The sequence below is a fragment of the Ruegeria marisrubri genome (assembly GCF_001507595.1).
Classification (GTDB): Bacteria; Pseudomonadota; Alphaproteobacteria; order Rhodobacterales; family Rhodobacteraceae; genus Ruegeria; species Ruegeria marisrubri.
The window spans coordinates 1-23,861 of record NZ_LQBQ01000039.1 but is presented as its reverse complement, the minus strand read 5'-3'; the positions used below and the strand labels follow the sequence as shown (position 1 = coordinate 23,861).

Here is a 23,861-nt window from a genome sequence, read left to right as displayed (position 1 = left end):
TTCCGGCCATCATCCGGCTGCGGAACCCGCGGACCGGATCAACATGTGGAGGAAAATACATGGCATTCAAATACATTCGCATGGCCCTGGCCGTGGCGGGACTCGGCATGGCCGCCAGCATGGCCGCCGCGCAATCCTACGAGCCGGAAAACCCGGAATGCATCGCGCCGGCGAACCCGGGCGGCGGCTGGGACTTCACCTGCCGCCAGGTCGGCAAGTCGCTGCAGGATCTTGGGCTCATCAGCAAGACGATGCAGGTGGTGAACCTTGCCGGTGGCGGCGGCGGCGTTGCCTTTGCCGAGGTGGTGAACAAGCGCAATGACGACAACGACCTGATCGTGGCAGCCTCGTCGGCGACCGCGACACGTCTGGCGCAGGGCGCATATCCCGGCAACACGATGGATCAGGTGCGCTGGCTGGCCACCATCGGCGCCGACTACGGCGTGATCGCCGTGGCCGCCGACAGCCCGGTCCAGACGCTGCCGGAACTGCTGGACCAGATCAAGGCGGACCCGACCGCCGTTTCCATCGCGGGCGGCTCGGCCGTTGGCGGCTGGGATCACCTGAAGGTTCTGATCGCGGCCAATGCCTATGGCATCGAAGATGTCCGTTCGGTCAAGTACATCGCCTTTGACGGCGGCGGCGAGGCCGTGACCCAGCTGCTGGCCGGTTCGGTTCAGGCCTTTACCGGTGACATTTCCGAGGCCAAGGGCTTTGTCGACTCGGGCGACATCCGCGTGATCGCCGTGCTTTCGCCCGAACGCCTGCCGGGTGAATTCGCCGATTTCCCGACCGCCAAGGAACAGGGCGTGGATGCGATCGGCGCCAACTGGCGCGGTTTCTATGCACCCGGCGGCATGTCGGACGAGGCCTACAACGCGTGGGTTTCCAAGATCGCCGAGCTCTATGCCAGCGACGAGTGGAAGGAAGTGATGGCGGCCAACGGTCTGGCCCCGCTGGACCTGCAGGGTGACGAATTCCAGGCTTTCGTGGCCGACTCGGTCGCCAAGATCCAGGCGATCTCGCGCGAGATCGGCATCATCAAGTAACCAGGAACCTGACTGCGGCGGGGCATTCCGGCCTCGCCGCGGCCCTTACGGGAGATAGACATGAGCGACCGCATCTTCGGAACCTTCGGGCTCCTGCTGGCCGGTTTCTATGCCTGGGCCACGCTCCAGATCGAAGAGAGCTTTCTGTCCGACGCGGTTGGCCCCAAAGCCTTTCCGCTGATCATTGCGTCCATTCTGGCGCTGTCCTCGCTGGCCATCATCCTGCGGCCCGACGAGGAACCCGAATGGCCCGCCCTCGGACGGCTGGCCGAGATCGGCGCCGCGATCGTCGTGATGATCCTCTATGCCGAGTTCCTGCCCGAGATTGGCTTTGTCATCGCCACGGCGCTGGCCGCCACCTATCTGACCTGGCGGTTGGGAACGGCCCCGCTGCAATCGGTCGTGGTCGGTGCCGGGACCTCGCTGGGCATCTACACGGTTTTCCACCTCGTCCTTGGCCTGTCGCTGGCCAAAGGCCCGCTCGGTTTCTGAAGGAGCCTGAGACATGGACACGCTTTCTTCACTCGCCGACGGTTTTCTGATCGCGCTGACCTGGCAGAACCTGCTGCTGGCGCTTCTGGGCTGCTTTCTCGGCACCGTCATGGGCGCATTGCCCGGATTGGGGCCGTCGAACGGTGTCGCCATCCTGATCCCGCTGGCCTTTACCTTGGGGCTTGGCGCGACGCCCTCATTGATCCTGCTGACCTCGGTCTATTACGGCGCCATGTATGGTGGGCGGATCAGTTCGATCCTGCTGAACATCCCCGGTGACGAACCGGCCATGATGACCTGCCTCGACGGCTATCCGATGGCGCAGAACGGCCGCGCGGGCGAGGCCCTGTCACTGTCCGGCATCGCGTCCTTCGTCGGCGCCTTTCTGGCGACCTGGGGCCTGGTTCTATTGGCGCCGCAGCTGGTCAAGATCGCGCTGCTGTTCGGCCCGGCCGAATACTTCGCCCTCTTTGCCCTGGCCTTTGCCACGCTCGGCGGGGTCTCATCTTCGAACCAGGCGAAATCGGCGTTTGCCGCGATGCTGGGGCTGGGCCTTGCGATGATCGGCGTGGACACCCAGACCGGCGTGCCCCGCCTGACCTTCGGCGAGGTGCACCTGTATGACGGGATCGATTTCCTTGTCGCCATCGTGGGGCTGTTCGCGCTGTCGGAAGTGTTCATCTTTCTCGAGCACCGCCACGGCAGCGCCGAGGCCGACACCAGGAAGGTTGTCATCGGCCGCCTGACCCCTGCGCCGGGCGTTCTGAAGGCCTGCACGCCGACGATGCTGCGCACCTCGGCCTTGGGCTTCGTCGCCGGGGTCCTGCCAGGGGCCGGGGCATCGCTTGGCTCGTTCATCTCCTACTCGATGGAGAAACGGCTGGTTGACCGGGAAAACACCTTTGGCACCGGCGATCCGCGCGGCGTCACCGCGCCCGAGGCGGGCAACAATGCGGCGGCCGGGGGCGCGCTGGTGCCGATGCTGTCGCTGGGCGTTCCGGGGTCGGGGACGACCGCAGTGCTGCTGGCGGTGCTGCTGTCGCTGAACATCACACCGGGACCGCTGCTGTTCGCAAACAATCCCGACGTGGTCTGGGGCCTGATCGCTGCGCTGTTCATCGCCAACATCATGCTGCTGGCCATGAACATCCCGATGGTGGGCCTGTTCACCCGCGTGCTGATGGTGCCGCCGCGCATCCTCATGCCCATCGTCGCCATGGTCAGCTTTGTCGGCATCTACGGCATCTCGGGGTCTAGCTTTGACCTGCTGGTCATGATCGGCTTTGGCGTCGCGGGGTGGGTCCTGCGCAAGCTCGACGTCCCGCTGGTGCCCATCATCCTTGGCACCCTTCTGGGCAACACGATGGAGAACAACCTGCGCCGGGCGGTGACGATCTCGAACGGAGACTGGTGGACGCTGGTCGACAGCCCGCTGTCGATCACGCTGTGGGTCATCGCCTTTGTCGGCTTCATCCTGCCGCTGTTCGTCGGGCGGGTGATCCGGGCGCGGATGCATGCGCGACGGGACGAGGAAGGGGCGATTTCCGACTGAGGCTCGTTTCTGACCAGAAGGAAATAGGCGGCACCCCGGTGGTGCCGCCTTTTTGCCTTTCCGCCTGATCGGATTTCCGGTGTCAGTCAGTCGCCGGGCGTCCAAACCCTGACGGCCTGTGTCTGCACGCCCAGCCCCTCGATGCCCAGGCGCATCACCTCGCCGCCTTTCAGGTAGACCGGTGGCTTTTGCCCCATGCCCACACCGGGAGGCGTTCCCGTCGAGATGATGTCGCCCGGCTGCAGGCTCATGAACTGGCTGCAATACGAGATCAGGTGCGGCACCTTGTAGACCATCGTCGCGGTCGTGCCGTCCTGATACCGGTGCCCGTCCACCTCGAGCCAGATCTTGAGGCTGTCGTAATCTCCCACCTCGTCGGGGGTGACCAGCCACGGGCCGATGGGGCCGAAAGTGTCGTTTCCCTTGCCCTTGTCCCAAGTGCCTGCGCGGTTGAACTGGTAGTCGCGCTCCGTCACGTCATTGACCACGCAGAACCCTGCAACATGGCCCAGCGCATCGCTTTCTTCGATGTATCGGCCGCCCTTGCCGATCACGATGCCCAGCTCGACCTCCCAGTCGGTCTTCTCCGCGCCGCGGGGAATTTCCACGCCGTCGTCCGGCCCCGAGATGGCTGAAGTCCACTTGCTGAAGATCACCGGTTCGGGCGGTATGTCCATTCCGGCCTCGGCGGCATGATCGGCGTAGTTCAAGCCGATGCAGACGAATTTGCCCACCTGTCCCACGCAAGGCCCAAGGCGCAAATCCTGCTGAGGGATGCCCTCCACCAAGGGCAGATCCTCGGGTTTCAGTGCCGACAGGCGCGCAATGGTTTCCGGCAACAGCGCATCACCGGCTATGTCCGCCACATGGTCGGACAGGTCGCGCACACGCCCGGCATCATCCAGAAGACCGGGCCTTTCCGCACCAACCGGCCCATATCGCAGCAGTTTCAATCTATCATCCCCCTCAGCTCATTCCGGCACTCGATTTCGGCGCGACTGTAAAACGTCTTTCTCCGACCGTATAGAAGGGTTTTCGGCTCCTGCGGGGGCCCGACATCCCGAGGGCCGAAGCGCGCAACCGGTCAAATCTGGTTTGGCAACTCCATCCCCGGTATCTAGAATTGGCCGAGAACCCACCATCGGCACCGGGGAAAAACCGCACCTTGTTTCGAATTCACCCGCAAGCTGAACTCTATCTGCCGGGTCGTCGCCTTCCGCTGGATGCAACGGCCGAAGACCTGTCACAGGACGGGTGTGTGCGCTTCATCCTCCCAAAACCTGTAGGCGATGCTGTTCCTCAACTGCTGACCTGCCTGGCGAGAGGGCAGGAATTCTGCATTGGTCAGGCAACGGGGCAACCCGCCGAAAGGAGCGGCGAGGCAGGTTTCTTCCAGTGCTCCAGTTCGGGAACCACCGCTGCGCCGAAACTGATCCGGCGCAGTCACCGGTCGTGGATCGCAAGTTTCGAGGTCAATTCGCGGCTTTGGGATCTGGGCCCGGCGGATGTCTATGCGGTGGTCGGCGGCCTGCAGCATTCCCTGTCTCTCTACGCTCTGATCGAAGGATTGCACATAGGTGCGCGGGTGAGCATCCTTTCTGACCTAACCCCACGCCGCCAATGGGTGGAATTGCAGGGCATTCAGCCGACCGTCCTCTATGTGACGCCGACCCAGTTGCGGCAATTGGGCGATGCGGCAGGCGACACGTCCCTGCCGTCGCTGCGCAGGCTTTCCGTGGGCGGAGGTTTTCTGGACGAGGAGACGAAGTGCCGGGCTGCGCAGATGTTCCCAGCGGCTCGGATATCGGTGTTCTACGGTGCCTCCGAGACCAGTTTTGTGACTATTTCCGACGACACCTGCCCGCCAAGCTCGATCGGGCGGGCCTATCCCGGTGTCGAGATCCGAATATCGACGCCCGAGGGGGCAGACTGCGGGCCGGGCGAGATCGGGTTGATCTGGGTGCAAAGCCCGTATCTGTTCCACGGCTACGCCGCCGGGCAGTCGCCTGACACGCGCTGGCGCGACGGTTATCTCACGGTCGGCGATCTGGGATATCGCGACGGGCGGGGGAACCTGTTCCTGACAGGACGCATCAACCGCATGTTCACCGTGGCCGACCAGAATGTCTGCCCCGAGGAGATCGAGGCTTTCCTGCGCGAGCAACCGAATGTTTCACAAGCTGCGGTCCTACCCCGTCAGGATCCCAAACGGGGTGCAGTTCCGGTAGCGTTCGTCGATGCGGCCCTGGGTCGTCAAGGCCTTGCAGATTTGCAGGCCGAGTGTCGCCGCAAACTGGGGACTATGAAGGCGCCGCGCAAACTGATCCGTCTGAAGGACTGGCCTCGCCTCTCGTCCGGCAAGACCGACCTGCGGCAGCTTGCACAGCGACTGGAAGAGTTGACCTGATGCAGGCGCATGTCATCGCAGCCCGACGTACGATCGTCGCCTCCCGAGGTGGCGCCTTGGCGGGGCTCGAACTGCACGAACTGGCCGCGCCGGTGCTTCTGGCCTGTCTCGAGGATGCCGGTCTAGGCACCGACCAGGTGGACGAGGTCATCGTGAGCAACGCCATGGGCGGCGGCGGCAACCCTGCGCGTCTTGCGGCCTTGCAGGCAGGCCTGCCCGAGCGGGTCGGCGGTCTCAGCATAGACCGGCAATGCTGCGGCGGGCTGGATGCGCTGATGCTGGCCCGTGCGATGGTGCTGGCCGGTCAGGCCGAGGTGGTGCTGGCCGGCGGGGTCGAGAGCTATTCACGCAGGCCGATCCGGATGCGCAGCTTTGCCGACGGATCGGAGCCACAACCCTACGACCAGCCACCCTTTGCTCCGTGGCCCGACCGTGACCCGGACATGGCCGAAGCCGCCGAGGCCCTGGCGAAACAGCTGGACATAGGCCGCGGCAGGCAGGACGAATGGGCCATTTGCAGCCACCAGAAAGCACTGGCCGCGCGCGACGAACTTGCGCGGGAAATCCTGCCTTTGCAGCCCGACCAGGGCCAATGTGATCCGTTCACACGGCGGCTTGGTCCGCGCCTGTGCGCCCGGGCGCCGGTGGTCTGCGGCTCGATCACGACGGCCAACATGGCAGTCGCGGCAGATGGCGCGGCATTTTGCCTTGTCGTGTCAGAGCGGGTCCGGAAAGAGTTGGGCCGGTCCGGTGCAACGATCTTGGGCGGGGCCTCCCGCGGCGGCCCGCCCGAACTGCCCGGCATCGCTCCGGTCGCGGCCATCAGGGAAACACTCGACGGTCTGTCGCTGTCTCCATCGGATCTGGCGCAGGCAGAGATCATGGAGGCATTCGCGGTGCAGGCCATCGCCTGCGTCGAACAGGCCGGTCTCTCGGAAGAGATCGTGAACCGCAGGGGCGGCGCTCTGGCCCGGGGGCACCCGATCGGCGCCTCGGGGACCATACTCGCCGTGCGTCTGTTTCATGACCTCATGCGGACCGGCGGCCTGGGGCTGGCGGCAATCGCGGCGGCAGGCGGCCTGGGAACGGCATTGGTTCTGGAGTGGAACGAAGCATGACGGATTTTGCAACCCGAGCCGAACTGGATGCGTTGTTGCCATCCATCTCGGCCGCGCCGAAGGACGAGGCGAGGGCCGAGGTGATCTGCTACCGCCCGGATTTCAGGCAACGGGTCTTTGCCGAACGGATCTCGTTCTGTCCCGAGCGTGGCGTCGTCGGAGACCGCTGGCGCGACAAGGCCTGGTTGCGAGACGCGCAGGGCAATCCTGACAGGCGCATCCAGGTCTGCATACTCGGGGCCCGAGTTTATCACGCGGTCTGTCGCCGCGGCCCGGAAATACCGCATCCCGGCGATACGATCATCGCGGACCTGAACCTGTCGGAGGAAAACCTGCCGACCGGAAGCCTGCTACAAGCGGGGTCCGCGCTGTTGCGGGTATCGGATGTTTTCAACGATGCCTGCGTGAAATGGCGCACGCGCTATGGGGCGGATTCGGTCGAATGGATCAACGATCCACGCAACAAGCCGCTGCGGCTGCGCGGGATTCTGTGCGAGATCGTCGAAGCCGGTGACCTGGAAGTGAACGGGCCGATCCGCAAGCCGGGCTAACGGGCAAACGGACCGGCAGAGTCGGTCGGCCGGTCAGTGCGCGGCGCGCGACAGCAGCGCCTCGGGGCGTGCCTTGGCCAGGGCCGAGGTCAGCACCCCGGCGATCCCCGCCTTGATCAGGTCACCGGGCAGGAAGGGCAGCGCCAGCATCGCCGCCTCGGGCAGCGACTTGTCCAGCGTGATCGCCATGCCGATGATACCGGGGATGTAGAGCGCAACGATACCGCCCAGAACGGCCCCCAGGAATGCGGCGGCGGCCAGCGGGAGGCCGACGGCCTTTTCGACCACGAGTCCGGTAACAAATGCCGCAAGCGGAAAGCCGATGAGGAACCCCGCCGAGGGCGAAACGAACAGGCCTAGGCCCCCGCGGCCACCGGCCAGCAGTGGCAGCCCCAGCGCCACCAGCAGCAGAAACAGCAATACGGCCAGCGCACCGCGCCGCGCCCCCAGAACGGTACCGCAGAGCATCACACCCAAACTCTGCGCGGTGATCGGAACGCCCGAGATCAGATCGATCTTTGGGATCATCCCCAGCACCGCGATCAGCGCGGCAAACAAGGCGATCAACACCACGTTCTTTTCCATGTTCTGCGTTCTCCTCAGTAACCAGTGTCCAGCCCGCCCCGGGCGCGCAGGGCCTCGGAGACGTGATCGGCATCGTCGAGCGCGATCAGCGTCAGGGGAAGGATGATGTTCCAGCGCGCCCGCCGCGCACTCCGGGCGCGCCATGCTTCGGCCAATCGGGACCCTTTTTCCAGCAGGACCGGCGCGAAACGAACCACCAGCGCAACCGAAAAGGCAAGAATGTCGGGCGAAAGGCCAAACCGCCGCAAGGGCGCGAAGAGCTTTCGCACCACGTCCAGCATGTCTTCCATCCGCGTCGTCAACGTCACCAGATTGGCAAGCGAAATCGCGACGACCAGACGCAGACAGATCGTGACACCGGCCCCGACATCACCCGTGGCGATGTGCCAGACCAAGACAATCGCCACGAAAAACGAAACCGGCCGCAGCAGGCGCAGGCCCTCTGTCCAGAACGGGCGGCCGGGGATCGCAAACAACAGCGCAACGACTGCCAGCGCCGCCAACATGAAAACCCATGTCTCGACCGCGAACAGCAGGAAGGTGACCAGCGACAGCACCAGCAGCTTCGGCCCGGCGGGAAGCCGGTGATAGGGCGTCCTAACCGGAGAAGTCAGCGAAAGCATCTTGCTCTCCTTCCCGCTCCATGCGCTCGACGAATCGCGCCAATACAGATTCGGCCGAGCCCTGCTCTTCGATCCGTCCCTCGGACAACCAGATGACGTGGTCATAGTCCGCCAGGCTGACGGGGTCATGCGTGACATGCACCAGTGTCGCCTCGATCCCATCCAACTCGCGGCGCAGGGCCCGGGTGGTGGGAATGTCGAGCCCGGAAAACGGCTCGTCCAGGATGATGACTTTGGGCTGCATGGCCAGAACGGACATCAGGCAGACCAGATGCCGTTGCCCCTGCGACAGCGCCTGAACCGAACGGTCATACCAATCCGCCCGGCCGAAACGGTCGAGCGTCGCGCGAGCCAGCTGCTGTGCCTCGGACTTGGAATGACCCAATTGGCGCAAGCCAAAGGCGACTTCTTCGCCAACCGTGGGAAAGATGATCTGGTGATCGGGGTTCTGAAACAGGATGCCCACCGTGCGCAACGCCGCCCGGCGGTCCGCAAAGCAATCCACTCCGTCCACCCGGACGTGACCCCTGTCGGGTGCGATCAGGCCGCAGAGAAGACGTACAAGCGTCGATTTCCCGGATCCGTTACGCCCTACGATGCCGACGCGCCGAACGCTCAGGTCCAGTGCAATATCCTTCAGGATATCGACCCCGGCCTTGCCATAGCACACCCCCGCCATTTCGAGGCGCGCGCATGTCCGGGTGTGGAGCGGTATGTCCAGGGGGGCATTCATCTTGTCGGTTCACTGCGTAAACTCTGACGGCGGCCAGAGCAAACATTTTGTCTGAACAACAGGGTGATGCGCAAGGATATCCGTCCGGGTGCCGCCCCTGCCGACACCACAAGCCACAGGATGGCTCGCGCGACATGCCTGCCCCCGAAGATCGATCGCCCGTCGGCGGGCCAAGAACGGCGTTCCGAATCAAAGGGTGGAAATCCCCCTGCAAATGGACTATCTGAACACCGATCTAACAGGCAGAAAATACAGACCCGTGTTCGACCTCCCCGCGCTGCGCGCAACTCTCTCCGAAAAATACGATCTCGCACCCTCGCCGGAACTGGCGGCCGAGATGAGCGACATCTACGCCCGCATGAGCCGCGTGGTTTCACCGGCTGACTGGGCAATCTATGCACCCTACGTCAGGGCCATCAACGCGCTCAAGAAAGAGCGGAACGCCGTCATTCTGGGCCACAACTACATGACGCCCGAGATCTTTCACGGTGTTTCGGATTTCGTGGGCGACAGTTTGCAGCTGGCCATCAAGGCAACCGAGGTCGAGGCGGACGTTATCGTGCAATGCGGCGTGCATTTCATGGCCGAAACCTCCAAGATCCTCAGCCCGGAGAAAACCGTGCTGATGCCGGACATGGAGGCGGGCTGTTCTCTGGCCGAATCGATCACCGCCGAGGGTGTCGAAGAAATGCGCCGCCGCTATCCCGGCGCTCCGGTCGTCTCCTACGTGAACACCACCGCCGAGGTGAAGGCGGCATCCGACATCTGCTGCACCTCGTCCAACGCCGCGCAGATCGTCGCGGCGCAGGAGAGCGACACGGTGATCATGACGCCGGACCAGTATCTGGCGCAGAACGTGGCCAGGCAGGTGCCGCAGAAGAACGTGGTCTGGTGGGAAGGATCGTGCATCGTCCACGAGCAATACACCGCACAGGATCTGCGCGAGTTCCGCGAATGGAACCCCGGCACCCGGCTGATCGCGCACCCGGAATGTCCGCCCGACGTGGTGGCCGAGGCGGATTTCTCGGGCTCGACCAGCGGCATCATCAAATATGTCACCGACGAGAAGCCGGAAAAGGCGCTGTTGATTACCGAGTGCTCGATGGCGTCGAACATCGCGGACGAATTGCCCGAGGTCGAGTTCGTCGGCCCGTGCAACATGTGCCCCTACATGAAGAAGATCTCGCTCGAGAAGGTTCTTTTTGCACTCGACACCATGACCGGCCAGGTCGAGGTGGACCCCGCCGTCGCCGACAAGGCGCGGCTGTCGGTTCAGCGCATGATCGACCTCAGCCGCAAGCTGGGGCTCTGAAGACGCCGATGCGGACCGTCACCACCGACCGGGTGGTCATCGTCGGTGCGGGTCTGGCCGCGGTCTATGCGGCGTTGAAACTGGCCCCGCGCCCGGTGGTGTTGATTTCCCCTGACCCCCTGGGAACCGGCGCAAGTTCGGCCTGGGCCCAAGGGGGCGTCGCGGCCGCGATGAATCCCGCCGACAGCCCCGAGGCCCATGCCGAGGATACAGAGCGCGCCGGCGCAGGCGCCGTTCTGCGAGAGGTGGCGGATTACGTCACCCGCGCCGCCCGCGACCACATCCTCGACCTGACGGATCTGGGCACCGGTTTCGACCGGACGGCCAGCGGCGACTACGTCCTGTCGCGCGAGGCCGCCCACAGCATCGCGCGCGTGGTCCGGGTCAAGGGCGACCAGGCCGGGGCCGAGATCATGCGGGCGCTGATCGCCGAGCTGCGCAAGACACCCTCGGTGCAGGTTCTCGAAGGGGCGCAGGCGGTACGGCTGGAAACCGATGGCACGCGCGTTACCGGCGTTGTTCTGACGTCTTCCTCACCGGAAGGTTCACAGCCCGTATTGCTGCGTGGCCCGGCCTTTTTGCTGGCAGGCGGTGGATCAGGAGGGCTCTATGCGCTGACCACCAATCCGCCCCGCATCCGGGGGCAGGTGATCGGCATGGCGGCCCGCGCCGGGGCCGAGATCGCCGATGCCGAGTTCGTCCAGTTCCACCCGACCGCCATCGACGCGGGCGAGGATCCTGCGCCGCTTGCCACCGAGGCATTGCGTGGTGAGGGCGCCGTTCTGATCGACCGGAACGGCCATCGGTTCATGCCCGACGTGCATCCCGACGCCGAGCTTGCCCCGCGCGACGTGGTGGCGCGCGCCATCTATGCCCAGACTCAGGCAGGCAATCGCCCGGCGCTGGATACCCGAAGGGCGATCGGCGACCGGATTACCGACCTGTTCCCCTCGGTCGCACAGGCCTGCATCCGAAATGGAATTGATCCCATAACCGATCCGATTCCGGTCGCGGCGGCGGCGCATTATCACATGGGCGGCATTGCCACCGATCTGAAAGGGCGCGCGTCGCTGGGCAATCTCTGGGCCTGCGGCGAGGCGGCTTCGACCGGGTTGCACGGTGCCAACCGGCTTGCCTCGAACGGATTGCTCGAGGCGCTGGTCTTTGCCCGCGCCTGCGCGCTTGACATCGCGGATACCGTGGCTGCCGCCGACGACGCCCCCGAGGTGGAGGTGAGCTTCGAACCCGGCGGCACCACACCCGATCCGCAGACCGTTGCCGCTCTGCGCCAGACGATGACGGACAAGGTGGGCGTCGTGCGCGACGCGGCAGGGTTGCAGGCCGCACTGACCGGTATTGCCCGGCTCGAGGCCGCGCATGGGACTGACGACAGTTTCCGCAACATGACTGCGACCGCCACGCTGATCGCTGCCGCCGCACTGCTGCGCGAAGAAAGTCGTGGGGCACATTACCGATCCGACTTTCCCGAGACCCTGCAGGCGCCCGGCCGGAGGTCGCGGATGACGCTGCGCGAAGCCATGGCGCTTCGGGACGAACTTGCAAAGGACATCGCATGAGCCACGCTGCCCTCCCCGACCTGATCCTGGAACCGCTGGTGCGGGCCGCCCTGATGGAAGATCTGGGCAGTTACGGCGATATCACCACCCGCACCGTGATCTCCTCGGGAACCACCTATACCGCCCGCCTGAACGCGCGCGAGGATGTGGTGGTGTCCGGCATGCAGGTGGCCGGGCTGGCGTTTCGACTGGTGGACCCGACGCTGGACGTTTCCGCTTTCGTCGCCGATGGCGACACTTGTTCCAAGGGCGATACGCTGATGGAAATCCGGGGCAGCGCCGCGTCGATCCTGAGCGGCGAGCGTGTTGCCCTCAACTTTGCCGGGCGGCTCTGCGGGATCGCGACACAGACGGCAGCGCTGGTCGCCGAGACACGAGGCACCAAAGCCCGCATCACCTGCACGCGCAAGACCACACCCGGTCTGCGGATCGTCGAAAAACAGGCCGTGCTGCATGGGGGCGGCTTCAACCATCGCTATTCGCTGTCGGATGCGATCCTGATCAAGGACAACCACATTGCCGCCGCCGGTGGCGTGCGCGCGGTGCTGGAAGCCACCAAGGCCACCGCCTCGCACATGATGAAGGTCGAGATCGAGGTGGATCATCTGGAACAACTGGCCGAGGTGCTGGAAGTCGGCGGCGCCGACGCGGTGCTGCTCGACAACATGTCCCCCGACATGCTGCGCGAAGCGGTGGCGATGATCGACGGGCGGCTGGTGGCTGAGGCCTCGGGCAACGTCACCCGCGAAACGGTCGCCGACATCGCGGCGACCGGGGTCGACTACATCTCGTCAGGCGCCCTCACCCATTCCTACCGGACAATGGACCTGGGCCTGGATTTCTGAACGAAGCTGCCCGTCGCCTTCGCGCGGGTAATAGGGCTTCACTCCAACCGCCCTTTGAAAGGGCGTTTCCCAGACCTTGGCCGCTCTTTCGATACGGCCAGCCAGCCTCAACGTTTCCGAAAGGCATCCATCAGGGCCGCGCCCAGCGCGCCATTGCCCTCACCGCCTTTCTGCGCAGGGCCTTTGCCTGATTTCTGTCGCGTCTGGCTCTGGTTCCGGGAAGGCCCCCACGCGGCCTTGTCCTCGCGGGCCGAGGCTCCTCCATCCTTGCGCATTGACAGGCCGATCCGCTTGCGAGGCACGTCCACCTCGACCACGCGCACGCGCACGACCTGACCCGCCTTGACCACCTCGTGCGGGTCCTTGACGAAGCGGTCGGCCAGCTGGCTGACATGAACCAACCCGTCCTGATGCACGCCGATATCGACGAAGGCGCCAAAGGCGGCAACGTTGGTGACGGTGCCTTCCAGGACCATGCCGGGCTTGAGGTCGGTGATCTCTTCGACACCGTCCTTGAAGCTGGCGGTAACGAAGCTGGGGCGCGGATCTCGGCCAGGCTTTTCCAGCTCGGCAAAGATGTCGCGCACCGTGGGCAGGCCGAACCGCTCATCCACGAACTGTTCGGCGCGCAGGCCGCGAAACGCACCTTCATTGCCCATGATCTGCCGGATGTCGCGGCCGCAGGCCTGCACGATGCGGCGAGCCACGTCATAGGCCTCGGGGTGGACGGCCGAGGCGTCCAGCGGTTCGTCCCCGTCGCGGATGCGCAGGAAGCCCGCGCATTGCTCGAAGGCGCGGGGGCCAAGGCGGGCGACCTTCAGCAGATCCTGCCGCGACCGGAACGCGCCGTTCAGGTCGCGATGCGTCACGATTGCTTCGGCCAGGCCGGGGCCCAGGCCCGAGACATGGGCCAGCAGCGGCGCCGAGGCGGTGTTCAGATCGACGCCCACGGCGTTCACCACGTCCTCGATCACGGCTTCCAGAGACTGGCTCAGCCGGTGTTGGTCAACGTCGTGCTGATACTGGCCGACACCGATGCTCTTGGGTTCGATCTTGACCAATTCGGCCAGCGGATCTTGCAGGCGGCGGGCGATCGACACCGCCCCGCGCAGCGAGACATCGAGATCGGGAAACTCGCGCGCGGCCAGTTCCGAGGCCGAATAGACCGAGGCCCCTGCCTCGGACACCACGACCTTGGTGGGCGCCTGCACCCCCTTGGGCAGCAGTTTCAGCGTGTCGGCCACCAGCCGTTCGGTCTCGCGGCTGGCGGTGCCGTTGCCGATGGCGATCAGTTCGACCTTGTGCGTGGCGATCAGGTTCAGGATGGCGGCCTGCGCGCCGCGCAGATCGTTCCTGGGCTGGAACGGATACAGCGTGTCGGTCGCCACCAGCTTGCCCGTCGAATCCACCACCGCGGCCTTGACGCCAGTGCGGATGCCCGGGTCCAGCCCCAGGGTCGGCCGCGGGCCAGCCGGTGCGGAAAACAGCAGGTCCTTGAGGTTGCGGGCAAACACCTGAATGGCCTCGTCCTGCGCGCGGCTGCGCAGATCGGCCATCAGCTCGACCATCATCGACAGCGACAGTTTTACCCGCCAGGTCCAGCCCGCGACCTTGCGCAGCCACCCATCGCCCGGCCCGTCGCCGCGCGTCTGCAGATGGGCCGCCACGATCGCCTCGGCCCGCGCCGCGCCAGTTTCGGGGTCAGGGGCGATGTCCAACGTCACGATCCCCTCTTTCGAGGCGCGCAGCATCGCCAGCGCCCGGTGCGAAGGCACCTTGGCCCAGGGCTCGGCATGGTCGAAATAGTCGCTGAACTTGGCGCCTTCCTGTTCCTTGCCCTCGATCACCTTCGAGGTCAGAAGCGCCTCGGCCTGCATGAAGCTGCGCAGCTCGCCCAGAAGGGCCGCGTTTTCGGTCAGACGCTCGGTGATGATGTCGCGCGCGCCGTTCAGCGCGTCCTTGGTGGTGGGGACGGCCTCGGTCACATAGGCCTGGGCCAGAGCCTCGGGCTCGGCGCTGCGGTCGGCCAGGATCGCGTCGGCCAGCGGCTCCAGCCCGTTTTCGCGCGCGATCATCGCCTTGGTGCGACGCTTGGGTTTGTAGGGCAGGTAGATGTCCTCGAGCTGCGCCTTGGTCTCGGCGCGGGCGATGGACTTGGCCAGATCGTCGGTCAGCTTGCCCTGATCCTTGATCGAGTTCAGGATCGTCTCGCGCCGCGCCTCAAGCTCGCGCAGATAGGCCAGCCGGTCGGACAGGGTGCGCAGCTGGCTGTCGTCCAGCCCGCCCGTCACCTCTTTGCGGTAGCGCGCCACGAAGGGCACGGTGGCGCCTTCGTCCAGCAGCTTGACCGCCGCGTCCACCTGTTCGGGGCGGGCATTGATTTCCGTGGCGATGGTGCGGGCGATACGGTCCAACTGGGCCTCCGTCGAATGCATAGGGAAGAACTTCTTAGCCAGCGCTGCGAGAGAGGGAAAGGGCAGGAAATGCGGATCGGAAGAAAACCGCGTCCGCACCCGATTCCCCGCACCTCGGTGGAAAGCGGTCGCACCGACGCCCGAAAAAGCATCACGCACGCGTTTTTTGGCGAACTGGGGCAAAATGCGCAGCTTCAGTCGATTGATCCGGGACGCTTGGTGTTTTAAGGGGAGCCTGTCAAATCAGAGTCACCCCCGGACCGGTCACCACAGAACCGCTCCGCGCGCGCCACGGCAACAGTGGCACCACACACTCGGATCCCACGCCCCATGAAAGGCAAAAAAAGGTAAGGAAATATGGCAGAAAAATCGAACTTCGATATATTGTATACCATTGTAGACGAAGCGCCCGAGCTGGCGAGCGCGTCGTTCCTTCCGATCATCCGCAGCTTTGCGTCGGCCGCAGGCGTAAGCGTCGGCACCAAGGACATTTCGCTGGCCGGCCGCATCATCGCAGCCTTCCCCGAAAACCTGACCGAAGAACAGCGCCAGCCCGACGACCTGGCCGCACTGGGTGAACTGGTGAAGACGCCGGACGCCAACGTGATCAAGCTGCCCAACATCTCGGCCTCGGTGCCGCAGCTGGTGGCCGCGATCAAGGAATTGCAGGGTCAGGGCTATGACATTCCGAACTACCCGGAAGAGCCCAAGACCGACGAGGAAAAGGCGATCCGCGCGCGTTATGACGCGATCAAGGGCTCGGCCGTGAACCCGGTTCTGCGCGAGGGCAACAGCGACCGCCGCGCCGCCAAGGCGGTCAAGCGCTATGCCCAGCAGCACCCGCATTCGATGGGCGAATGGTCTGCCGACAGCAAGACCAAGGTGTCGTCGATGCCGGGCAACGATTTCTATGCCAACGAGAAATCGGCCACCATCACCGCAGATCAGGCCGGTGACGCGCGGATCGAATTCGTGGGCAAGGATGGCGCCGTGACCGTCCTGAAAGACGGCTGGACGCTGGAGGAAGGTACCGTTGCCGACGCCACCTTCATGTCGGTCAAGGCGCTGTCGGAGTTCCTGGATGCCGCGATCGAGGACACCAGGAAAGACGGCACCATGTTCTCGCTGCACCTGAAGGCGACGATGATGAAGGTCAGTGACCCGATCATCTTCGGCTATGCCGTCAAGGCGTGGCTGGCGCCGGTGTTCGAGAAATTCGGCGACCGCATGGCGCAGCTGGGCGTCAACCCGAACTCGGGCCTGGGCGACCTGCTGAACCGCGTCAAGGATGACGCCGAGATCATGGCCGCAATCGAGGCGATCAAGGCCGAGCGTCCGTCGATGTACATGGTGGACAGCGACAAGGGCATTACCAACCTGCACGTGCCGTCGGACGTGATCATCGATGCTTCGATGCCCGCCGTGATCCGCGCGGGCGGCAAGGGCTGGGACGAAAGCGGCAAGAAGGGCGACACCAACTGTGTGATCCCCGACCGCTGCTATGCCACCGTCTATGACGAGACCATCAATTTCTTCAAGGCGAACGGCGCGCTGAACCCGGCAACTGCCGGTTCGGTCGCGAATGTTGGCCTGATGGCGCAGAAGGCCGAGGAATACGGCAGCCACCCGACCACCTTCGAGGCACCCGCTGACGGCACGATCCGGGTCGTCTTGGCCAATGGCGAGTTTCTGCATTCGCACGAGGTCGAGAAGGGGGACATCTGGCGCGCCTGCACCGCCAAGAAAGCCCCGATCGAGAACTGGATCCAGTTGGCGATGGATCGTCAGCGCCTGACCGGCTCCGAGGCGATCTTCTGGCTGGACGAGAACCGCGCCCATGACGCCGAGCTGATCAAATACGTCAAGCCGGCGCTCGAGGCCGCAGGCGTGGCCGACAAGTTCCAGATCCTGGCCCCGCGCGAGGCGACCCGCCAGACGCTGGAAACCATCACCGCCGGCAAGGACAGCATCTCGATCACCGGCAACGTGCTGCGCGACTATCTGACCGATCTGTTCCCGATCCTCGAACTGGGCACTTCGGCCAAGATGCTGTCGATCGTCAAGCTGATGAACGGTGGCGGCCTGTTCGAAACCGGTGCTGGTGGCTCGGCCCCCAAGCACGTCCAGCAGCTGGTTGAGGAAAACCACCTGCGCTGGGACTCGATGGGTGAATTCTGCGCCCTGGGCGAGTCGCTGAACTTCCTCGCCGACAGCAAGGGCAACGCCAAGGCCGGTGTTCTCGGGGCCGCGGCAGAGGCCGCGACGCAGGGCATCCTGGACAACGACCGCTCGCCCAGCCGCAAGGTCGGCGAGCCGGACAACCGCGACAGCCACTATTGGTTCGCCCGCTACTGGGCCGAGGCGCTGGCCGCGCAGTCCGACGATGCCGAACTGGCCGCGCATTTCGCGCCGATTGCCAAGGAGTTGGCCGACAAGGAAGAGCAGATCCTGGGCGAGCTGCTGGCCGTTCAGGGCAAGCCGGTCGATCTGGGTGGGTACTACCACACCGACCCGGCAAAGACCGCGGCGGTCATGCGCCCTTCGGCCACGCTGAACGCCATCATCGGCTGATCCTTCCCGCTTTGGGAACTCAAAGAGCCCCCGGAGTTTTCCGGGGGCTTTTTCGTCATTCCGGCCCAAAATGATTTCCCGGAATCGGGGAAACCGAAGAAAGTTACAATTCTCACCAAGGATTGACCTTTCGGCCGCGTCCTACCAATCGTTATGCGGATGATGACCTCGGACGAGGCATTAGCCCGGGCGGCGGCCAGCGCTGACAGGGACGCCTTTGCCACGTTGCTGACGCGGCACTATGACCGGATGTTTCGTCTGGCCTTTCGCCTGACGGGGCGGGCCGAGGCTGCGGAGGATCTTGTTCAGGATATCTGCGCCGCCCTGCCTGCCAAGTTCGCGAGTTTCCGGGGCGACGCCAAGTTCACCACATGGCTCTACCGCGTCATCTTCAACGCGGCCGAGGATGTCGGGTCGGATGCGGTGCGAAATGGCCCACTGCGCTATGCCACCGAAGATGCGCCTGAAGAAGCCGACGAGATCGGCTATTTCAAGCTGCGCTACATGACAGCCGGCGAGACGGATAGCCGCTTGATCGAGCAGCCTATCCTGCCGGGCACAGGTGAGGTTTCCGACGATGTGCGTTTCTCGACCGCGATTGCCGGTTTCGGCCAGTTGCTGCGCGGCGGCGCGTATTTGGGCGGCTGGGCCTACAATGACGCCATCGCGCTGGCCAGCGCGGGCAAGGGTGACGATCCGTTCGGATACCGCGCCGAGGCCATCACCCTGATGCGGCTGGCAGAAACCTTGTCTCAGCAGTAGCTGTGCCCCGAAAATGCAGGCGCGGGTCCGGCCGTGGCCGGGCCCTTTGCGTTTGTTTCGGCAGTCAGTTCAGCGTTGGTCGCGGGTTGCGGGCCGCGTGCGCGGAAATGCTGCGAATGCTCCATTCGACCGCATCGCGCATGGCATCCCCGAGGGCCTCGTCGAATGCTGCGGCCAGATCCGGCGCCGCATCGCTGGCTGACGGCTGGTATTCCTGGAACGAGCGCGACCCGATGATCCGATCCTCGTAGGCGTCCACGATCTTGATGTTCAGCCGGACATTTACCCGAAGCGTCTGATCTTGGCTGGCCCCGGGAACCACATGCGCCTGAAATTCCCTCAGCTCCGGGACGATCATGTATTCCGCGCGCAACCCGACCGCTGACCGCCCGACCGCCGCGACTTTACCCGTGTTTTCGAAACTTTCGATCAGCAAGGCCTGAACCAGCAGCGGGGCGCGGTCCACCCAGCGGGCCTGCGGCAGATACTGAACCTGCAACGGGGTCGGGTGAACGGCGATCCGATCGGTATCCACCGCCGCGGTGGCGGTAGGCTCTTCGACCTCTATCTGATTGCTGACGCGCGGAAGCGCGGGCGAAAAAGTGCTCTTGGGCGTGAGCACATAAAGATCGTTTGGCTGCTTGACCGCCTTGGTGAGCGAACCGAGACCGGTGCAGGCGTTCAGAGACACGAATGCGACCAGCGCAACCATCATACGGGCGGGCCATTTCATTGGCGAAACTCCGAGCTTTGGGTGCCGAGCAGGAAGCGCGCGGGATCGCGTTCGACCCGATCGACCAGACGATCCATGTTGACGACGAGACGCCGCGACTCTTCGATGAAGCGTTGCAGTTGCGGCAGGCCGAACCGCAGGAAATCCCGCAGCGGGCGGCGGTTTTCCTGCACGATTTCATCCACGGTTCCGACCAGATCCGATGCCGAATGGGCGGCGTCCATGATCTCGACGGATATCGTGTCGAAATTGTCGGCAACCCGCGTTGCGGTGGCCGAGATGGAGTCGACTGCCTCGCGCACATCGGCCACGATGGGTTCCAGATCCTCGTCCACGACACGGCCCACCGAGTTGAAGGTTTCTTCCGCGGCGCCAAGCGTGACTTCGGCGCTGTCCATCGCGCTTGTGATCGCGGCCAGCGTGTCGTTGGCATTGGAAAAGGTCTCGGTCGCAGCCGCCAGCGCGGCGCTGCCCTCGTCCGAGAACAGCACCAGCCGATCGGCGACTTGCGACACCTCGGTGCCGACCTCGTCGATGACCCGGTTTGCGGTCTGGGCGGCACCACGCAACTCTTCCATCAGGCCGGGCAGGTCCTGCTGGACCGCCGCGTTGACGGTTTCGATCGCCTGTTTCGCCTCGACCGTTGCGCCCTCGAAGGAGGCGATCGCGCTTTCGGCCTGCTCGAGGCGGGCCTGGGCGGTGGCGCCCACTTCGTCATAGCGTTTCATCAACTGCGAAGCGTCGGTTCCGATCGTGTTGACCTGCTCTTCCAGAACCCGTGCCGTTTCCTGCACCTGGTCGGCCAGTTCGGGCAGTCTCGTTTCGATCAGGCTCTGTGCGGCTTGGACCGTGGCCGTGACCGATGGCTCTAGGTTCTTGACGGTCGTATCCAGCGTGCTGGCGGCCTCCGAGCCACGCTGCAGGAATTCGGAGAGTTCGTTCTGCATGAGGCCATCGGCTGTGGCAAAGGCCTCCTTGGCGGTATCGAGGGTTCCGACGGCCGTATCAGCGGCATCCTTGGCGGAGGTCAGGGTCTCGGTCGCCGTGGCCAGCGTGGTTTCGGCGGTGTCCGATAGCTCCCGCAACCTGTCGGTAAAAGACGCGATCTCGCGGGCCGCGCCGCCAAGGTCGTCGGAAAGGGCTTCGAAGTCACTCAGGGCATTGTCGAGCCTGCCGGAGGCCGAGGCGAGATTGTCCAGCAGTTCGTTGACGGCCTGGCGGTTCTGTTCATCGACGACGGATTGCAGGTCCTCCAGCAGGTCGATGGCCTTGTTGAGAAGTTCCGGCGCGCCTTCGAACAGGGATTGCAGCGCACTGCGTCGGCTTTGAATCACTTGGCCCGGCTCCAGCAATTCGGCCTCGGGCGATCCACCTGTCAGGGCCACATAGCTGACCCCAGTCACCCCGAGCGACTGCAATTCCGCGATCGTGTCGGTCTTGATCGGAGTCTGGGCATCCACTTCCAGCCGGACGCGAACCTTTGAGGGGTCGTCCTCGTCGAGCCTGAGCGACACGACCTGCCCGACCGGTAGCCCGTTGAACCGGACGTCGCCGGCCGTGGACAGGCCGGAAACGTTGTCGAAAAGAACATCGTAGTAGGCGTATTGCCGGGTCACCTCGACCTTGGCCAGCCACAGCAGAAACCCGAATAGGCCAAGAATGCCCGCCAGCGTGAAGGCGCCTATCAATATGTAGTTTGCCCTGGTTTCCATCGCCGTTCCTAACTGCCCCGACCCTTGTTGCTTGCCGCCCGCGCCCGCGGGCCGGTGAAATACTCCTGAACCCAGGGGTGATCGACCGTGGCCATCTTCTCTATCGGACCCTCGACCAAGACGCGCTTTTCCGCAAGCACGGCGACCCGGTCACAGATCGCGTACAGGCTGTCGAGGTCATGGGTTACCATGAATACCGTCAGGCCCAGCGCACGTTGAAGCTCGCCGATCAGATCGTCGTATGCAGCTGCGCCGATCGGGTCCAGTCCTGCCGTCGGCTCGTCGAGGAACACGATCTCGGGGTCCAGCGCCAACGCGCGGGCCAGTGCCGCCCGCTTGCGCATGCCGCCCGACAGTTCCGAGGGAAACTTGTTGCAACTCGACAGGGGCAAGCCGACGAGGCTGATCTTCAACTCGCCCAGCGCCCGCATCAGTCCCTTGCTGAGTTTCAGGTGTTCGCGCATCGGCGCCATGACGTTCTGCAAGACGGTCAGCGAGGAAAACAGCGCCCCGTACTGGAACGCCACACCCCAACTTTTCTCGATCCGCCGCCGATCGGCGTCTGAGCCGTGCAGCACATCGACCCCCAGAACCTCGATGCTGCCGGCGGCCGGCTTGTTGAGGCCCACGATGCTGCGCAGGAGAACCGACTTGCCGGTGCCCGAACCTCCGACCACGCCCAGGACCTCGCCGCGCCAGACGTCGAGATCGAGGTTCTCGTGAACGACCTGCGGCCCGAACCGGTTGGTCAGGCCGCGCACGCGGATCACCGCCTCGCGCTGTGCGTCGGCGCGGGTTGGTTGCGTGTCCGGGGCGCCATCCATGTCAGACCCCCACTTCCGAGAAGAAGATCGAAAACAGCGCGTCCAGCGCGATGACCGTGAAGATGGACTGCACCACCGACGCCGTCGTGCGGCGGCCGAGGCTTTCGGACGAACCCTGAACCTGCATGGCCTGCCAGCAGGCGATTATGCCGATCGCCAGCGCAAAGAACGGCGCCTTGATCATGCCGACGGCAAAATGCCAGACATCGGTGTTCTCATACAGCCGCGTCATGAACATCCCGGGGCTGACGCCCAGGTCGATCCAGCTCATCAGAGCGCCCCCGATGAGGCCGGCGAGATCGGCGATGAAGCCCAGAACCGGCAGCACGATGAGCAGCGCCAGAACGCGCGGGACGACCAGCACTTCGATCGGGTCGAGTGCGAGGGTCCGCATCGCATCGATCTCTTCCTGCACCTTCATCGAGCCGATGGAGGCGGTAAAGGCCGAGCCGGAACGGCCCGCAACGATGATCGCCGTCAGCAGGATGCCCAACTCGCGCAGCATCGAGATCGAGATGAGTTCCACCACGAACACTTCCGCGCCGAATTGCTGGAGTTGCGTGGCCCCTTGGAAGGCAAGCACGACCCCGATCAAGAACCCCATGAGCGCGACGATGGGCACCGCCTGATACCCGGTTTCTTCCATCTGCGTGAACAGCGACGCGCCGCGCAGCCGCCAGGGCATGATGATGCCCTGCAGCAGCCTGTGCAGGGTGAGGCCCAGGAAACCCAGAATGGACAGAGTGTCTTTCCATGCGCCAACCACGCGCTCGCCAAGCCTTTCCAGCCAGACGACAAACCCGCCCGGCGGGGCCTCTGGGGCAAGCTCTTTGGGCATGTTCCGGGTCACCGTTTCGAGCAATGCGGCCTGTGTCGGCGTGATGCCGGTGATCTGCACCTTCATTCCTTCGCCCTCGAGCCTGCGCCGCAGATCGGCAACCACCCACGCGCCACTGGTGTCCAGGGCTTCCACCTCGGACAGGTCAAGCAGGGCCTCGTCCCCGGCCGGGCGCAGTCCGGCCAATGCGCCCTCGATGCTGCTGATCGACCGTGTCAGCAACTCTCCGGCAAAGCGAACCAGCAGACCGCCTGCCGTGAGCTCCGATGTAAGAGATGGGCGGGTCATGGCGAGATGAGAAAGGGCAAGCCTGAAAGCCGCAATGGTTTTGTTTCAAAGGAAGGCATTTCTTCTGCTGGCCGTGTCCAAAAGTTACAGTTCATAACCCGGCCTGCCCCCATCCGTGTCGCCCGCGTGGCGGTGCGGTTTTTTTTGCCAAGGGAACCGGCATTTTCTCGACCGAATGTCGCGAGTTTCCTGTCTCCGGACAAACTCGGCTGTCGGCAGATGCCGCGGCACCGAATGCGCAACATGGTGCATGCCTTGTCGCTGCATTCGATTTCCGCATAGGGGCCGAGGGTACGGTTTCGATACGGTTTTGGCGGCTTGTCGCCGCCACTGCCGCTGTGGCGGCGGTTATCGTGGCAGCGTGTTGCCAGCGAGTCATGCCCGCCGACACCCCGCCCAAGCAGGAATGCGGCCTAGGAGAAAATGAAATCGTAGCTACTCAGGCTGGACGGGGCCACTCCGTCGAGCACGATAGTGCCCGATCCCGTGTCGATCATGGCATTTTCTCCAACTGCGGTAACGCGCAAGGCCTCATAGTCCTGTCCGGCAGCGGCCAACTGGATCTTGTCCACGCCCAGGACAAAATCGACGATCCGGTCATTGCCGTGCAAGGCACCGAAGACAAAGACATCGCTCCCAGCCCCGCCCCACAGCGTATCGTGGCCCAGGCCGCCGACCAGAACGTCATTGCCGGCCTCACCCCAGAGCGCATCATTGCCGCCGTCGCCCCAGATCCGGTCCCCCTGCGCGCCGCCCCAGAGCCGGTCATCGCCATCCCCACCCCAGAGCGCGTCATAGCCGACACCGCCCCAGAGCCGGTCATCGCCCGCCTCTCCCTTCAGCGTGTCGCGGTCCTCTCCGCCCAGAAGAGAATC

Annotated in this window: 22 protein-coding genes; 12 read left to right on the top strand and 10 right to left on the bottom strand. The window is 64.5% G+C overall.

The features are described from left to right. Positions 1-59: 59 nt before the first annotated feature. The 3 genes from AVO45_RS18630 to AVO45_RS18620 are packed head-to-tail and all read left to right on the top strand — an operon-like array spanning position 60 to position 3,093. Complete coding sequence (locus AVO45_RS18630; protein ID WP_068350062.1) at positions 60-1,049, top strand: Bug family tripartite tricarboxylate transporter substrate binding protein; 990 nt, start codon at positions 60-62, stop codon at positions 1,047-1,049. 60 nt (positions 1,050-1,109) lie between these two features. Next, positions 1,110-1,541, top strand: a complete 432-nt coding sequence (locus AVO45_RS18625; protein WP_068350056.1) for a tripartite tricarboxylate transporter TctB family protein — start codon at positions 1,110-1,112, stop codon at positions 1,539-1,541. A gap of 13 nt (positions 1,542-1,554) precedes the next feature. Then, entirely contained in the window at positions 1,555-3,093 is a 1,539-nt protein-coding gene (locus AVO45_RS18620) for a tripartite tricarboxylate transporter permease (protein WP_068350054.1), read from the top strand. Between the two features lie 86 nt (positions 3,094-3,179). Here AVO45_RS18620 and AVO45_RS18615 read toward each other — a convergent pair whose 3' ends face one another. Further along, positions 3,180-4,046, bottom strand: a complete 867-nt coding sequence (locus tag AVO45_RS18615; protein ID WP_068350052.1) for a fumarylacetoacetate hydrolase family protein — start codon at positions 4,044-4,046, stop codon at positions 3,180-3,182. Positions 4,047-4,258: 212 nt separating this feature from the next. Here AVO45_RS18615 and AVO45_RS18610 point away from each other — a divergent pair, with 212 nt between their 5' ends. The 3 genes from AVO45_RS18610 to AVO45_RS18600 are packed head-to-tail and all read left to right on the top strand — an operon-like array spanning position 4,259 to position 7,169. After that, positions 4,259-5,500 carry a class I adenylate-forming enzyme family protein gene (locus AVO45_RS18610; protein WP_068350044.1) on the top strand — a complete coding sequence of 414 codons (1,242 nt, stop codon included), beginning with the start codon at positions 4,259-4,261 and terminating at the stop codon, positions 5,498-5,500. After that, complete coding sequence (locus AVO45_RS18605; RefSeq protein ID WP_068350042.1) at positions 5,500-6,618, top strand: thiolase family protein; 1,119 nt, start codon at positions 5,500-5,502, stop codon at positions 6,616-6,618. Before AVO45_RS18610 ends, AVO45_RS18605 begins: the two co-directional genes overlap by 1 nt. After that, complete coding sequence (locus tag AVO45_RS18600) at positions 6,615-7,169, top strand: hypothetical protein (protein ID WP_068350040.1); 555 nt, start codon at positions 6,615-6,617, stop codon at positions 7,167-7,169. The genes AVO45_RS18605 and AVO45_RS18600 overlap by 4 nt, the downstream gene beginning before the upstream one ends. Before the next feature lie 33 nt (positions 7,170-7,202). Here the strand turns inward: AVO45_RS18600 and AVO45_RS18595 are convergent, their stop codons facing one another. Genes AVO45_RS18595 through AVO45_RS18585 form a run of 3 tightly spaced genes read right to left on the bottom strand, consistent with a single transcriptional unit; the run spans position 7,203 to position 9,110 of the window. After that, complete coding sequence (locus AVO45_RS18595) at positions 7,203-7,754, bottom strand: biotin transporter BioY (RefSeq protein WP_068350039.1); 552 nt, start codon at positions 7,752-7,754, stop codon at positions 7,203-7,205. A 14-nt stretch (positions 7,755-7,768) separates the two neighbouring features. Further along, complete coding sequence (locus tag AVO45_RS18590; RefSeq protein WP_068350038.1) at positions 7,769-8,377, bottom strand: energy-coupling factor transporter transmembrane component T family protein; 609 nt, start codon at positions 8,375-8,377, stop codon at positions 7,769-7,771. Then, the gene (locus tag AVO45_RS18585; protein ID WP_068350037.1) at positions 8,352-9,110 is read right to left on the bottom strand and encodes an energy-coupling factor ABC transporter ATP-binding protein; all 759 of its coding nucleotides are present in this window, start codon (positions 9,108-9,110) and stop codon (positions 8,352-8,354) included. Before AVO45_RS18585 ends, AVO45_RS18590 begins: the two co-directional genes overlap by 26 nt. 259 nt (positions 9,111-9,369) lie before the next feature. Between AVO45_RS18585 and nadA the strand changes: the two genes are divergently transcribed. Genes nadA through nadC form a run of 3 tightly spaced genes read left to right on the top strand, consistent with a single transcriptional unit; the run spans position 9,370 to position 12,844 of the window. Further along, complete coding sequence (gene nadA, locus AVO45_RS18580; RefSeq protein ID WP_068350267.1) at positions 9,370-10,422, top strand: quinolinate synthase NadA; 1,053 nt, start codon at positions 9,370-9,372, stop codon at positions 10,420-10,422. An 8-nt stretch (positions 10,423-10,430) separates the two neighbouring features. Then, positions 10,431-11,999, top strand: coding sequence for an L-aspartate oxidase (locus AVO45_RS18575; RefSeq protein WP_068350035.1), 1,569 nt, complete (start codon positions 10,431-10,433; stop codon positions 11,997-11,999). Continuing rightward, positions 11,996-12,844 carry a carboxylating nicotinate-nucleotide diphosphorylase gene (gene nadC, locus AVO45_RS18570; RefSeq protein ID WP_068350033.1) on the top strand — a complete coding sequence of 283 codons (849 nt, stop codon included), beginning with the start codon at positions 11,996-11,998 and terminating at the stop codon, positions 12,842-12,844. The genes AVO45_RS18575 and nadC overlap by 4 nt, the downstream gene beginning before the upstream one ends. A 107-nt stretch (positions 12,845-12,951) precedes the next feature. Here the strand turns inward: nadC and AVO45_RS18565 are convergent, their stop codons facing one another. Next, positions 12,952-15,279: a Tex family protein gene (locus tag AVO45_RS18565; RefSeq protein WP_099045754.1), complete on the bottom strand. Its 2,328-nt coding sequence runs from the start codon at positions 15,277-15,279 to the stop codon at positions 12,952-12,954. A 336-nt stretch (positions 15,280-15,615) separates the two neighbouring features. Between AVO45_RS18565 and AVO45_RS18560 the strand changes: the two genes are divergently transcribed. Together AVO45_RS18560 and AVO45_RS19545 are read left to right on the top strand one after the other, a co-directional pair. After that, positions 15,616-17,829: an NADP-dependent isocitrate dehydrogenase gene (locus AVO45_RS18560; protein ID WP_068350031.1), complete on the top strand. Its 2,214-nt coding sequence runs from the start codon at positions 15,616-15,618 to the stop codon at positions 17,827-17,829. A 159-nt stretch (positions 17,830-17,988) separates the two neighbouring features. Further along, positions 17,989-18,591, top strand: coding sequence for a YfbK domain-containing protein (locus AVO45_RS19545; RefSeq protein ID WP_205627916.1), 603 nt, complete (start codon positions 17,989-17,991; stop codon positions 18,589-18,591). A 64-nt stretch (positions 18,592-18,655) separates the two neighbouring features. Here the strand turns inward: AVO45_RS19545 and AVO45_RS18550 are convergent, their stop codons facing one another. Genes AVO45_RS18550 through AVO45_RS18535 form a run of 4 tightly spaced genes read right to left on the bottom strand, consistent with a single transcriptional unit; the run spans position 18,656 to position 22,986 of the window. Continuing rightward, a complete protein-coding gene (locus AVO45_RS18550; RefSeq protein WP_240482177.1) occupies positions 18,656-19,324 on the bottom strand; it encodes an ABC-type transport auxiliary lipoprotein family protein in 669 nt (222 codons plus the stop codon). After that, a complete protein-coding gene (locus AVO45_RS18545) occupies positions 19,321-21,036 on the bottom strand; it encodes an MlaD family protein (protein ID WP_068350029.1) in 1,716 nt (571 codons plus the stop codon). Before AVO45_RS18545 ends, AVO45_RS18550 begins: the two co-directional genes overlap by 4 nt. Before the next feature lie 8 nt (positions 21,037-21,044). Then, positions 21,045-21,860, bottom strand: a complete 816-nt coding sequence (locus AVO45_RS18540; RefSeq protein ID WP_068350028.1) for an ABC transporter ATP-binding protein — start codon at positions 21,858-21,860, stop codon at positions 21,045-21,047. Position 21,861: 1 nt separating this feature from the next. Beyond that, on the bottom strand, positions 21,862-22,986 hold the full coding sequence (locus tag AVO45_RS18535; protein WP_068350027.1) for an ABC transporter permease: 1,125 nt from the start codon (positions 22,984-22,986) through the stop codon (positions 21,862-21,864). Between the two features lie 6 nt (positions 22,987-22,992). Here AVO45_RS18535 and AVO45_RS19925 point away from each other — a divergent pair, with 6 nt between their 5' ends. Further along, complete coding sequence (locus tag AVO45_RS19925; protein WP_169796028.1) at positions 22,993-23,268, top strand: hypothetical protein; 276 nt, start codon at positions 22,993-22,995, stop codon at positions 23,266-23,268. A 131-nt stretch (positions 23,269-23,399) separates the two neighbouring features. Here AVO45_RS19925 and AVO45_RS18530 read toward each other — a convergent pair. Next, positions 23,400-23,861 (bottom strand): calcium-binding protein (locus tag AVO45_RS18530; RefSeq protein ID WP_420819940.1); only part of this gene is annotated, 462 nt, incomplete at its 5' end.

Excerpts from the sequence above, each read along its gene's own strand:
- AVO45_RS18595 (WP_068350039.1), bottom strand. The coding sequence starts at position 7,754 with ATGGAAAAGAACGTGGTGTTGATCGCCTTGTTTGCCGCGCTGATCGCG.
- AVO45_RS18630 (WP_068350062.1), top strand. The coding sequence starts at position 60 with ATGGCATTCAAATACATTCGCATGGCCCTGGCCGTGGCGGGACTCGGC.
- AVO45_RS18540 (WP_068350028.1), bottom strand. The coding sequence starts at position 21,860 with ATGGATGGCGCCCCGGACACGCAACCAACCCGCGCCGACGCACAGCGC.
- AVO45_RS18600 (WP_068350040.1), top strand. The coding sequence starts at position 6,615 with ATGACGGATTTTGCAACCCGAGCCGAACTGGATGCGTTGTTGCCATCC.
- AVO45_RS18535 (WP_068350027.1), bottom strand. The coding sequence starts at position 22,986 with ATGACCCGCCCATCTCTTACATCGGAGCTCACGGCAGGCGGTCTGCTG.
- AVO45_RS18560 (WP_068350031.1), top strand. The coding sequence starts at position 15,616 with ATGGCAGAAAAATCGAACTTCGATATATTGTATACCATTGTAGACGAA.
- AVO45_RS19545 (WP_205627916.1), top strand. The coding sequence starts at position 17,989 with ATGATGACCTCGGACGAGGCATTAGCCCGGGCGGCGGCCAGCGCTGAC.
- AVO45_RS19925 (WP_169796028.1), top strand. The coding sequence starts at position 22,993 with ATGAGAAAGGGCAAGCCTGAAAGCCGCAATGGTTTTGTTTCAAAGGAA.
- AVO45_RS18625 (WP_068350056.1), top strand. The coding sequence starts at position 1,110 with ATGAGCGACCGCATCTTCGGAACCTTCGGGCTCCTGCTGGCCGGTTTC.
- AVO45_RS18620 (WP_068350054.1), top strand. The coding sequence starts at position 1,555 with ATGGACACGCTTTCTTCACTCGCCGACGGTTTTCTGATCGCGCTGACC.
- AVO45_RS18605 (WP_068350042.1), top strand. The coding sequence starts at position 5,500 with ATGCAGGCGCATGTCATCGCAGCCCGACGTACGATCGTCGCCTCCCGA.
- AVO45_RS18575 (WP_068350035.1), top strand. The coding sequence starts at position 10,431 with ATGCGGACCGTCACCACCGACCGGGTGGTCATCGTCGGTGCGGGTCTG.
- AVO45_RS18590 (WP_068350038.1), bottom strand. The coding sequence starts at position 8,377 with ATGCTTTCGCTGACTTCTCCGGTTAGGACGCCCTATCACCGGCTTCCC.
- AVO45_RS18550 (WP_240482177.1), bottom strand. The coding sequence starts at position 19,324 with ATGAAATGGCCCGCCCGTATGATGGTTGCGCTGGTCGCATTCGTGTCT.
- nadC (WP_068350033.1), top strand. The coding sequence starts at position 11,996 with ATGAGCCACGCTGCCCTCCCCGACCTGATCCTGGAACCGCTGGTGCGG.
- AVO45_RS18565 (WP_099045754.1), bottom strand. The coding sequence starts at position 15,279 with ATGCATTCGACGGAGGCCCAGTTGGACCGTATCGCCCGCACCATCGCC.
- AVO45_RS18545 (WP_068350029.1), bottom strand. The coding sequence starts at position 21,036 with ATGGAAACCAGGGCAAACTACATATTGATAGGCGCCTTCACGCTGGCG.
- AVO45_RS18585 (WP_068350037.1), bottom strand. The coding sequence starts at position 9,110 with ATGAATGCCCCCCTGGACATACCGCTCCACACCCGGACATGCGCGCGC.